This window comes from Gleimia coleocanis DSM 15436 (assembly GCF_000159015.1).
Lineage (GTDB): Bacteria > Actinomycetota > Actinomycetes > Actinomycetales > Actinomycetaceae > Gleimia > Gleimia coleocanis.
This window is the reverse complement of the sequence record NZ_DS999539.1, coordinates 39,622-51,679: the sequence shown is the minus strand read 5'-3', so window position 1 is coordinate 51,679 and position 12,058 is coordinate 39,622. Positions and strand designations below refer to the sequence as shown.

Genomic DNA, 12,058 nt, shown 5'->3' with positions numbered 1-12,058 from the left:
CTCCTTTAGTTTTGTGGCTACTTTTCTTCTGCGACAGGTTGAACGTCTTTTTCTGGGGCGGGTTGAACTTGTTGAGCTAATTCGATAGAGTCCGTGATCACCAAGTACCATGGGCGAGCTGGTCCTGCGGCTTTGAAATCGCGATTTTTTTCTGAATTTCCTGGTGCATCTATCACGATATAGGGTCTTTCCCCAGCGAAAGTGTATCCCAGCCGAGAACGTGCTTGACTAGCTAAATAACTGTCGGTATTCCACTTTGTAAGTTCGTTTTCTAAACGCTGGTGGTTTGCCTTAGCTTCTTCAAGTTGGGATACTACCGCTTGATATTCGCGATTTTGTTTCCACCAGTCAGCAACGGGTTGTCCTAGCCCAATGAGCACGACCATACCGACGATGAGCATTATTACCAAGTAGGTGGGGAGTTTAAGATTCTTAGGTGGTTTCTGCGTTTCTTTGGTTTCCGCCGCGTTTTCTTTCTCAGCTTGCGGTGTGGGCAAGAAATTTGGTTGCGCAACTCGTGAGCGTGGATTTTTCCGAGGGCGGGCGAATACCTCACTCCGACGGGTTTGCGGTACTCGCTCTGAACCTCCCACTGCGATTCGTCCCGTTGCCGGTTTGTTTTGTGAAACAGTTGGTTTCGCACCCGGTGCAGTCGGTTTATTCGGGGTGCGCGGAACCCGCGGGCGACGCCCACGCGGATTCGTCTGCTCACTCATATAGTTACCTTACTGCTGGTTGCTGAGAGTTTTACTCAAGTTTACTTTAGTTGCTTAAGGTAAATAAAGTGAGACGACACCCGCAGGTGCCGTCTCACTTTATTTAAGTTTCTTCAACTACAAGTTGAAAATCCCTGTTTTTAAGGATCAGGCCTTGAAACGTGGGAATGCGGAAGCTCCAGCGTAAACTGCTGCGGTTTCCAGTTCTTCTTCAATACGCAGAAGCTGGTTGTACTTCGCAACACGTTCGGAACGAGCTGGAGCACCGGTCTTGATCTGGCCGGAGTTAGTTGCAACTGCCAAGTCAGCAATGGTGGTGTCTTCGGTTTCGCCGGAACGGTGAGAAGTCATGGAACGGAAACCTGCACGGTGTGCGTCTTCTACTGCGTCCAGGGTTTCGGTCAGGGAACCAATCTGGTTTACCTTTACCAGCAGTGCGTTTGCAGCGCCTTCTTCGATACCGCGACGCAGACGTGCTGGGTTGGTTACGAACAGGTCGTCACCAACTAGCTGTACGCGGTTACCGATCTGTCCGGTCAGAGCCTTCCAAGCGTCCCATTCATCTTCAGACAATGGATCTTCGATAGATACCAGTGGGTAGTCGGTGATCAGCTTTTCGTAGTATTCAACCATGTATTCGGTTGGGCGTGCCTGACCTTCGAACTGGTATGCACCATCCTTGAAGAATTCGGTGGATGCTACGTCCAGTGCGAGTGCTACGTCGGAGCCTGGCTTGAAGCCAGCCTTTTCGATTGCTTCCATGATCAGGTCTAGTGCTGCTGCATTGGAATCCAGGTTTGGTGCGAAGCCACCTTCGTCACCCAGGCCGGTGGACAGACCGCGTTCCTTAATAACTGCCTTGAGGGTGTGGTAGACCTCTGCACCCCAACGCAGAGCGTCACGGAAGGTTGGTGCGCCCAGTGGAGCAATCATGAATTCCTGAATGTCAACGTTGGTGTCTGCATGGGAACCACCGTTGAGGATGTTCATCATTGGAACTGGCAGGATGTGTGCGTTTGGACCACCTAGGTAACGGTACAGTGGCAAACCTGCAGAATCAGCTGCTGCCTTTGCTACTGCTAGGGAAACACCTAGGATAGCGTTTGCGCCGAGCTTACCCTTGTTGTCGGTGCCGTCCAGCGCAATCATCAGTTCGTCGATGCGGCGCTGATCAGTAGCTTCTTCGTCGATCAGTTCTGGCTGGATTACGTTTACTACAGCGTCAACTGCCTTTTCAACGCCCTTGCCCAGGTAACGGCCCTTGTCACCATCACGAAGTTCAACAGCTTCGAATGCACCAGTGGATGCACCTGATGGAACAGCAGCACGGGATACGGTGCCGTCTTCCAGCAGAACTTCAACTTCTACGGTAGGGTTGCCGCGGGAATCCAGAATCTCGCGTGCGCCAATGGCGTCAATACGTGCCACTTTTTTCTCCTTATTTTCTTGTTTGCGACTCCATGTCGCTGGATTTTCCAAGGAAAACTGGGGTTCAGTTCGCCTCGTGAATCTCGGATTTTTCTGCTGAGGACTTTCTTCCCAGCCCCCATACCAGAATCCGTGAGTTTTATTACTGCACGCCCCCTTCGGGGCCTTCAGCTGCTCCATCAACTACCCCAACCAGTGCTGGTGGTAGCAATGTGCCAGATTCGGAAACAGAACCGAAACGTGGGTTAATCTCCACCTTATGTTTCGCCTGCTTTTCTAAGAATTCCTGTGCAAAACGCTGGTTGCCAAGCTTCTGATGCAAATGGTTTAGCAGCGCATTAGTGTAAAAAGTCTTAACAGTTAGGTCGCTAAGCGGAAGCTCAATGCCTTTAACGCCTGCTTCCAGTTCCTTACGCACCATTTCTTCAGTAAGGTCTACACCATTTTCGTTAGCGAGTTCTTCAGCTGCTAGCTGACGCGAAGCAAAATCAACGATAGTGGAGGCTGGAATCTGCTGTCCGGTGATCGCTCCGGCTTCTAACCTTGCTTTCTCTACAGCGGAAGTACGGTATTCAACACCATCCACAATAAAAGCGGTCCCCGGGTGTGCGCTACACGCTCCCAATCCAAGTATCAGAGCTCCCGCGACAGTTGCGGTAATAAATCGCTTAACGTTCATAAATGCGCCTAACGGCTTCCTTTCATGCGTCATTCAACATCTATTTTACTATGATTTCGCTTCCGTGCGATAGCCTACGATAACCTCCAGGAAGTTATCAATCCAGTCGATTAAATCTTGATCTACCAATGGCTCACCACCCAGGCGACTAGTCAGAGGCAACGGCACTAAAATCTTACGAATCGCGGTTTTCATAATAGTTCCCGGGTAGAGGCGTTGCAGTCGTGCAGACTGGGCGTCACCTAGCTCAACCGGTCCTACACGCAAATACTTTCCCTGCGCCACAAGTTCATGCACACCCAAACTTCGCGCGTGCTCTTTTAAACCAGCGAGGGCGAATAACAAAAGCACATTCTCAGGAATAGGACCGTAGCGGTCTGTAAGTTCATCGCGAATATCCTTCGCATCCTCAGGTGTAGCTAAAGCCGCGATCTTTGCGTACGTCTCCAAACGCAGTTGCTCACCCTTAATATAAGCAGCAGGGATATGCCCATCTACCGGAATTTCAATACGAATTTCTTCACGAGTACCACGGTAATCCCCTTTGAAAGCGGCGACCGCATCCGCAACCATCCGCACATACAGGTCAAAACCAACTCCCGCGATATGCCCGGACTGTTCGCCTCCCAGCAGGTTTCCGGCACCACGGATTTCCAAATCCTTCTGTGCTACAGCAATCCCCGCACCCAAATCAGTGTTAGTTGCAATAGTACGCAAACGTTCATGAGCTGTTTCTGTCAAAACCTTTTCACCGGGGTAAAGGAAGTAAGCGTAGCCGCGTTCTCGGCCACGTCCCACACGCCCTCGCAGCTGATGAAGTTGCGATAAGCCCATCGCATCTGCCCTGTCCACAATCAGCGTATTCGCGTTAGAAATATCCAGGCCGGTCTCAACAATTGTGGTACAAATCAACACGTCGAACTCTCGATTCCAGAAATCTACAATCACGCGTTCCAACTGATGCTCATTTAGTTTTCCGTGTGCTACCCGCACGCGAGCTTCAGGAACCAGTTCAGAAATCTTCCCCGCAACCTTATCAATATCTTCCACACGGTTATGTACGTAGAACACCTGCCCATCACGTAGTAGCTCACGCTTAATGGCCGCTACCACCTGCTGATCAGTATGAGCGCCTACGAAAGTAAGAATCGGGTGACGATCCTCAGGGGGAGTCTGTAAAACCGACATTTCTCTGATACCCGTAACCGCCATTTCCAGGGTACGAGGAATTGGTGTTGCTGACATGGACAATACGTCCACGTCAGTGCGCAACTGCTTCAAAGTTTCCTTATGCTCTACACCGAAACGCTGTTCCTCATCAATAATCACCAAACCCAAGTTCTTAAAACGGACTGCACCCGACACCAGGGAATGAGTACCAATCACAACGTCAATAGAGCCTTTCAAAAGCTTCTCTTTAATCTCATCAGCTTCTTTCTTAGAAGAAAAACGAGACAGGGAAGCTATATCTACAGGGAAACCTGCGTAACGTTGTGTGAAAGTCTCTAAATGCTGCTGTACCAACAATGTAGTGGGTACTAAAACAGCAACCTGCTTACCGTCCTGCACAGCTTTAAACGCTGCGCGCACCGCAATTTCTGTCTTACCGTATCCCACGTCTCCGCAAAGCAAACGGTCCATAGGAGTGGGCTTTTCCATGTCAGCTTTAACTTCATCAATAGTTGCTAGCTGATCTGGAGTCTCCACGTAGGGGAAAGCCTCTTCCAGTTCCCGTTGCCACGGCGTATCCGGAGCAAACGCATGCCCTTTCGTCGCGTGACGTGCCGCGTAAAGACGTACCAGTTCAGAAGCAATCTCACGCACTGCTTTACGAGCTTTAGCTTTAGTTTTAGCCCACTCAGCTCCACCAATCTTTGAAAGCGAAGGCGCATCTGAACCCGAATAGCGAGAAACCTGATCCAACTGATCAATAGGCACGTACAGTAAGTCAGCTGGCTGTCCCTTACGTGTGGCTGCATACTCAACCAGCAGATAATCACGAGTAACAGCTTGAGCACCCGTCCCCACCGTCCGAGTCACCATTTCCTTAAACTTACCGATACCGTGGGTTTCATGAACAATGAAATCTCCGGGCTTCAAAGTCAGCGGATCAACTCCCCGACGTTTAGAACGTGCCGGAACCTTTCGCATATCAGCAGTCGAAGGCCCCGTACGCCCCGTTAAATCCGACTCCGTAATTACCGCTACTTTAAGTTCTTCATGCACAAAACCCGCGCCAGCGGATGCCACCAGAATGTCCACTACCCCCGTAGCAAACTCCGTAGCTAACTCACCTACAACACGGGCAGGTAAATCCGCTTCAGAAAAAACCTCCCTCAGACGTTTAGCTGGGCCCGGTCCCTCAGTCGTAACCACCAAACGCCATTCATTAGCTGCCAAATCACGCAAGTCCGCAACAGCCTGGTCGATTTTCCCCCGGTACGGAACTACCGCACGTCCCCCTACTTGCACCAGATTAGGATTGGCAACCACCCCACTATGCTGAGAAACACCAGCAGAAATCAGCGCATCAGCAATTTCCGAGGGCGCTATCTCAGTCATTCGGATCCACGCCAGCTGACTATTAGCTGCTAAATCTCGCAACTCATCTAAAGTCTTAAAAGACGCGTCCTGGGCACTCAACGGAATCTCACCGCCCGCAGCAGCAGCCTCCCAAGCGGCAGCTAAAAATTCTTCCGTAGTTGCCACTAAATCCGCTGCACGGGCTTCAATCCGCTCAGGATCAACTAAAACTACTGAAGTGCCAGCAGGAACCAAGTCAAAAATAGTCTCCATCTTCTCAACCAAAGCAGGGCTGAGAGTTTCCATCCCCTCCACGTAATGCCCCTGGCTGATTAACTCAAGCATCTCTTGAGCACCCGGCAAACTTGCCTGCAAGCTAGCCGCCTTAGATCTCACCGCTTCAGAAAGCAACAATTCTCGAGCAGGAGGCGCCCACAATCCGCCCTCGGCAACCCCAATCGTACGCTGATCCGCCACCGAGAAATAACGAATATCATCAACCTCATTGCCAAACAGCTCCACGCGCACCGGATGCGACTCAGTCGGTGGGAAAACGTCAATAATGCCGCCGCGCACCGCAATCTCACCACGCGCAGACACCACATCCACCCGCGCATAACCATAATCAACCAACTGCGCAGTTAAACTCGGTAAATCAACAACCGACCCCAAACGCAATGAAATCGGCTCAATATCAGCCAAACCGCCAATAATCGGCTGTAAAAAAGCGCGCAAAGGAGCCACCAGAACACGAATCTCGCCACCGCGAGCGTTCAACGTGCCATCCCCATACTTCAAACGACGCATCACAGCCACACGACGAGCCATTGTGTCTTTCTGCGGGGAAAGACGCTCATGCGGCAAAGTCTCCCACGCCGGAAGCATTTCCACGCCCGGAGTATAACAACGCAACGCATTCACTAATCGTTCAGCATCACGCCCAGTTGGCGTCACCACCAACAACGGCTTAGCATTACGTTGCTGGCGGGCAGTAGCCAAAAGCGGTGCCTGCAAACCAGCAGGAACTACAACAGTAGCGGCAATGCCCGCCTGATTTAAAAGCTGCTTCGCATGCCGAATGCCCAAGTCTGTGCCCAGGTCAGCTAACAACCCATCCAGTTTCATAGGTAAACCCCGTAACGTATTCTTTAACGCGAATGTAATTTCTGCTGCGCGTCTGCGAAACTCGTCGTCACAATATCTTCAATCACATCAACAGCTTCACGGATAGTGATGTCCAGCTCCACGCCATCCTTCGCAGAGAAATCACCCAGCACATAATCAGCTGGATCCATACGACCCGGAGGGCGACCCACACCAAAACGCAAACGACAATAGTTCTTAGTTCCAATCGACTGAGAAATAGACTTCAAACCATTATGCCCACCTTCGCCACCACCTTGCTTTAAACGCAGCAAATGAGCATCAATATCCATCTCATCATGAACTACCAGCAGATGATCAGCATCCACCTTAAAAAACTTCATCAGATTCGCAACCGGCCCGCCAGAAACATTCATGTAACAATCCAAATAAGCTAAATGAACTGCAGGACCAGGACGACCACCTGGAAGCAACCCCAAACGCACAGTAGCTACCTGAGCACCAGCCCGATGCTTACTGAAACTACCATTAGCTTCCGCTACAACAGCTTGAACCACCATATGTCCAATATTGTGACGATTACGAGCGTATTTTTTACCAGGGTTACCTAAACCAACAATTAACCAAGTAGCGTCATCCATAATAGTTTTCCTTTACTTTACGTTCTACATACCAGGATACCAACCTCCCCTGACTAACATGCGAGTGAAAGTTCCCGCGCAACTCCTGCGTCGGTAATGTCTCGCGACGGGGTGTGTGTGGTTCGCCCACACCCCGTACACTACAAATCCAAAAACTCATATGGGAACAGGCTTTCGCATGTGAGTTTTTGCCCTAAACGCCGGAAACTAAACTCGCACGCAATAAAAACACGGGAACTGCGATTCCCACGCAACAAATACCCGGGTAACGCCTAAACGCTACCCGGGTAATAGCTTAAATAACTACAGAGCTAACGAACTCTAAAACTTAGAAAGCTGGTGCTGATGGAGAAACCTGCAGGAAATGCGGCTCATTAAAACCAGCAGCTGCGAAAGCCTCAGCAATCGCTGCAGAGATTTTCACACCGTCCTCGGAAGAAACCAACGCAATCGCGGAACCGCCGAAACCGCCACCCGTCATACGCGCACCCAACGCACCATTTGCACGCGCAGTCTCCACCATCAAATCCAACTCAGGGCAAGTCACCTCATAGTCGAAACGCAAAGAATCGTGAGACTCATTCATTAACTGTCCCAGTCGTTCCCAAGCGAACTCGCCTGATTCTTCACCCTTATGCAAGAGCTCAGCAAACTCGGCGGTACGCGCAATTTCAGAAACCACGTGACGAACTCGTGCCTGATGAACCTCACTTAGTGATGCCCAACCAGGCAATTCCTGATAAGTATCAGCCGAAAGCTCAACCAGTAAGGAAACCCCCAACGCCTGAGCAGCTTCTTCACAAGCCTGGCGACGTGCCGCATACTGCCCATCAACCAGAGCATGTGGAGCGCGAGTATCAACAACCAGTAGTTCCAAACCAGCTTTAGCTAAGTCGAAAGGCAAGTGCTTCACAGACTGGTCACGGCAATCCAATAAGATTACATGACCTTCTTGGCAACGCAGGGAAGCAGCCTGATCCATACCGCCAGTAGGCGCACCGGCAATCTGGTTTTCAGCCTTAACACAGGCTTTAACCAACTCTGCACGCCCCTCATCGGTTGCCAATAAACCAGTTTCAGTGAGGGTATCCCAAGCAGCAGCTACAGCACATTCCAAAGCAGCTGAAGAAGACAAGCCGGCTCCGAAAGGAACGGATGAATCAACTGCAATATCAATACCTGGGAAAGGACCGTAACCGGCTTTTTCTAATGCCCAAGCCACGCCAACAACATAAGCCGGCCAACCAGCCACTGGGTTCTGTGAATCGAAAGTATCGACTTCATCCAGATTGACTTCGCGAACCCCAGATTCCTGTGCAGAAATCAAACGCACCAGACGGTCATCGCGCTTAGAAACTGCCACGTAAGTGCGGTGAGGCAATGCGAGTGGCAGAGCATATCCGCCGTTATAGTCAGTGTGCTCACCGATTACATTCACACGCCCCGGCGCAGAATGTACGGCATCAGGTAATGCTTGGAAGGTCTCTACGAAAAGAGAATGTACTTTCGCAGCGCCCTCATCAAGAGTGAAAGCATCTTTCGTGATCATATTTCACTTCCCGTAAACTTCACGCAGACGATCGGTAATCTTTTCCGGAGTGGTATCAGAAATCCAAGCAGCCATGCCAGATTCCGAACCAGCCAAGTACTTCAGCTTACCTGGGGAACGCAGGATAGAGAAGAAGTCCAAGTGCAGACGCAGATCATCACGCTGTTCACCTACTGGAGCCTGATGCCAAGCAGCAATGTAAGGCAGTGGAATGTTAGCGCCATCAGCTTCAACGAAGAACTTATCGCCGGCAGAAAGCATCTTCAGGTAAATATCTGCCAGGTCTTCACGTTCTTCTTCAGTTAGTTCATACAGGGCTCCCACATCACGCTTTGGCATCAGTTGCATCTGCACTGGCCACTTAGCAGCTACTGGCACAAACAGTACCCAGTGTGCGGTTTCGTCAATAATACGACGACCGGAACGTAGTTCAGCCTCCAGAATGTCCTTTACCAGGTTACGTCCGGTTTCCGCGCGGTAAGCGGTAGCGTTGTTCAGCATCATCTGGGTGCGGGGGGTTACGTAAGGGTATGCGTAAATCTGCCCGTGTGGGTGGTGCAGGGTAACGCCGATTTCTTTCCCGTGGTTTTCGAAGCAGAATACCTGCTTGATGCCCGCTACTTTTTCTAGTTCAAAAGTGCGGTCTGCCCAGGCTTCAATCACAGTGCGCATACGCTTATGCCCCATGTCCACCAGGTTTTCTTCCAACTTCGGTCCGAAGCAGATTACTTCACAGCGACCTGCAGCTGGGCGGGAGATGAACAGTTCTTCCCCGTCAACAGTAATTTCTTCATCTGCTTGACCTGGTACTGCCATGAGAGAGGGGAAACGGTTTTCAAAAACTACTACATCGTAGTCGGTGTCTGGGATTTCACCGTCAGAAAATGCTGCTCCTGGCTTTGCTGGAGCAAATGGGTTTGCGTCTGCTGGTGGCAGGAACGTGCGGTTCATGCGGTGGGTTGCCATTGGAATCCATTCGCCGGTGAGTGGGTCGCGACGCATCGTTGGTGCGGTCACTGGTTTTAGTTCGCCGTCTACTTCGACTGGGGTGAAGCGGTCTACCAGTGGGCGAGGATCGTCAGCACGACGGGTCTTTTCACCGGAAACGTACTCAGCGGAGTCATCGAAGTAGAATAAGTCACGGCCGTCGGCTAGTTTAATAGCGGTTTTGCGTACCTTCATTGGTCAGCGTTCCTTTTCTTTAACTATTTTGTCACTCACAATGTAAGTGGCCTTTCACTCCCCTAGTTTCTCAAATTTGAAGCGATTTTTTAATGGGTTTCTGCGGGTTTTTAACGCTGGTTTGCTATTCACGTCTAACGTGTGAACAATAAAAGTAGTTCTGTTTCGTATTTTCAACATGCGCTACCCAGCGCCGGGGAGGTGTCTTAAAAGCATGTTTATGCCTCCTTGTGGTCCCGACGAAGAAGTAATCGGACTAGTAATTGCCGTGCCAGAACCCTGGATGACTCTCCTTACTGAAGCCCGCGTGCATTTGAGTGATGACCATGGGATTAATACTCCCGCACACATTACCTTGCTTCCCCCAACTACCGTGAAAAAAGCTGACCGGGAAAAAGTGTTTGAACATTTGCAGTCGGTTGCGAAAAGCGTTTCTCCGTTCAAAGTGCGCGTCGCTGGCACGGGTAGTTTCCGCCCGGTTTCTCCCGTAGTTTTCTTTAATATTCACGAGGGCGCTGCTCAACTGATCTCGTTGGAAGAAAAAGTCCGTGCCGGCATCACTAACGAGCCCCGCCGGTTCGACTACCATCCGCACGTGACTTTAGTGCAGGGCGTATCCGAAGAACTACTGGATAAAGCTGAGGCGTTAGGCGCTCACTTTGAAGCTGAATGGGTGATTCCTGGCTTCCGTTTAGACCACGTGGGGTCTGACGGGGTTTACCAGTCGCGCGCGATTTTTAACTTCACTGCTTCATAATCTTTACATCGTAACGTGGCTTAACATGTGGTGGAACGCCCTCGGGAAAGAATAATTCACCTGCCAACGCACTCTCTTAAGTGAATCTTTTCGCGCGAAGAAGGTGAAATTTCTTTCGGTCTGTCTTTTCAACTGCCCACCCACCCATAAACTAGGCTATTGTCAGGGTATGAGTGATATTCAACCAGTTGTCGAAGCGCCAGTTTATGCCTGCTCCGCCTCGGTAATTGACGCAAACCCACCGTGGATGCCGTGGGAGCCACGCCCCGCTGACGCTCCCCCACTACTTGGCCCAACTTTAAAAGAAGCTCTCTATGCTGACGGACTTGCCACCAAGGGTACCAAACTATACGAGTGGTACAGTCACAGCCGAGTTGGTCGCGCCCTGGCACGCTACGGTCTGAAACGCGGCCACCTGCTCGCCGGCGGCATTTCCTATGTGGCAATGTTCTCAATCACTGCAGCCGTTGCCATTGGCTGGACTATCTTCATGGCGGTACTGGGGCATAATGAGCCGCTCCGCGTCTCCACTCTCACTGCCATCGATAAGGCAATGCCTGGGCTGCTTATCACTCCTGATGATCCAAACAATGGCTTACTAAATCCCGATTCCCTAATTTTGAAATCACCTTTCACTATCGCTGGGTTCATTGCCACAGTTTCCTTGTTCTTGTCTGCTTCTCGCGTGATGGCAGCGTTAAAAACTTCCCTCTGGTCAATGTTTGGTATCGTTCACCTACCAGATAAACCTGTGGTTGCGCAGGTACGCGACTACGCGGGGTTCTTCCTACTAACCCTGGGTGTGCTGGTTACTGCTGCACTGGGTGTTTTAACCTCTACTCTTTCCACGCTAGTGATTGAGGCCTTGGGGATTTCCGGCGCGTTTTCAACTTTCTTGTTGCAGGCTTCTTCTCTGCTGATTGCTTTCCTTGTTGATGCGGTGGTTTTTGCGATTCTGGTGCGTTTCATTGCGGGTGTGCGCGTCCCGAAATGGGATTTAATCTGGGGTTCGCTTATGCTTGGGGTGGCTTCCGGCGCGGTCCGTTACCTGGGTACTAGTGCTGTGGGGTCGGTTAATGACCCTGTTTTGGCAGCTGGTGCCGCGGTGATTACTCTGATGTTGTGGATTAACCTGATTGCTCGTCTGGTTTTGATGATTGCTGCTTGGATGGCTAACCCACCTTTTGCGGGGGCAGCGAAGAATAAGGCGCATGTTCATGGGGTTTCTTTCCCTAACTATGTTTCTATGAGTGCGCCTGAGACTTTGGATTGGCCACGCCATACTTTGACTGGCGATATGGATCGCGATCCTCGCCATGATCCGGATGCGGTGGAAACTGTTTTGGATTCTTCTTTGTGGAATTCTCGCCGGGTTGTACGTTTGCGCGTACAGATTGAACGTTTAGAAGAAAAACTTGATAAGTTACGTCGCGAGTTATGGTCGTTGGGCGTACAGAAACCTCAAAAGTAAGGAAATCT

9 protein-coding genes are annotated in these 12,058 nt (G+C 50.7%); 2 read left to right on the top strand and 7 right to left on the bottom strand.

The features are described 5' to 3' along the window. Positions 1-17: 17 nt before the first annotated feature. The 7 genes from HMPREF0044_RS00195 to galT all read right to left on the bottom strand — a co-directional run bounded on the left by HMPREF0044_RS00195 (position 18) and on the right by galT (position 9,822). On the bottom strand, positions 18-716 hold the full coding sequence (locus HMPREF0044_RS00195; RefSeq protein WP_040312515.1) for an FtsB family cell division protein: 699 nt from the start codon (positions 714-716) through the stop codon (positions 18-20). Between the two features lie 147 nt (positions 717-863). Further along, a complete protein-coding gene (gene eno, locus HMPREF0044_RS00190) occupies positions 864-2,144 on the bottom strand; it encodes a phosphopyruvate hydratase (protein WP_040312514.1) in 1,281 nt (426 codons plus the stop codon). Positions 2,145-2,286: 142 nt separating this feature from the next. Then, positions 2,287-2,823, bottom strand: a complete 537-nt coding sequence (locus HMPREF0044_RS00185) for a hypothetical protein (protein WP_040312513.1) — start codon at positions 2,821-2,823, stop codon at positions 2,287-2,289. 48 nt (positions 2,824-2,871) lie between these two features. After that, positions 2,872-6,471, bottom strand: a complete 3,600-nt coding sequence (mfd, locus tag HMPREF0044_RS00180) for a transcription-repair coupling factor (protein ID WP_006546068.1) — start codon at positions 6,469-6,471, stop codon at positions 2,872-2,874. Positions 6,472-6,494: 23 nt separating this feature from the next. Then, positions 6,495-7,091 carry an aminoacyl-tRNA hydrolase gene (gene pth, locus HMPREF0044_RS00175; protein WP_006546067.1) on the bottom strand — a complete coding sequence of 199 codons (597 nt, stop codon included), beginning with the start codon at positions 7,089-7,091 and terminating at the stop codon, positions 6,495-6,497. A gap of 328 nt (positions 7,092-7,419) precedes the next feature. Next, positions 7,420-8,640 carry a galactokinase gene (gene galK, locus HMPREF0044_RS00170; protein ID WP_006546066.1) on the bottom strand — a complete coding sequence of 407 codons (1,221 nt, stop codon included), beginning with the start codon at positions 8,638-8,640 and terminating at the stop codon, positions 7,420-7,422. A gap of 3 nt (positions 8,641-8,643) precedes the next feature. Then, positions 8,644-9,822 (bottom strand): galactose-1-phosphate uridylyltransferase, encoded by a 1,179-nt coding sequence (galT, locus tag HMPREF0044_RS00165; RefSeq protein ID WP_006546065.1) that lies wholly within the window; start codon positions 9,820-9,822, stop codon positions 8,644-8,646. A 214-nt stretch (positions 9,823-10,036) separates the two neighbouring features. Between galT and HMPREF0044_RS00160 the strand changes: the two genes are divergently transcribed. Next, positions 10,037-10,579: a 2'-5' RNA ligase family protein gene (locus HMPREF0044_RS00160; protein WP_006546064.1), complete on the top strand. Its 543-nt coding sequence runs from the start codon at positions 10,037-10,039 to the stop codon at positions 10,577-10,579. Positions 10,580-10,748: 169 nt separating this feature from the next. Beyond that, positions 10,749-12,050: a YihY/virulence factor BrkB family protein gene (locus HMPREF0044_RS00155; RefSeq protein ID WP_006546063.1), complete on the top strand. Its 1,302-nt coding sequence runs from the start codon at positions 10,749-10,751 to the stop codon at positions 12,048-12,050. The last annotated feature ends 8 nt before the right edge of the window (positions 12,051-12,058 follow it).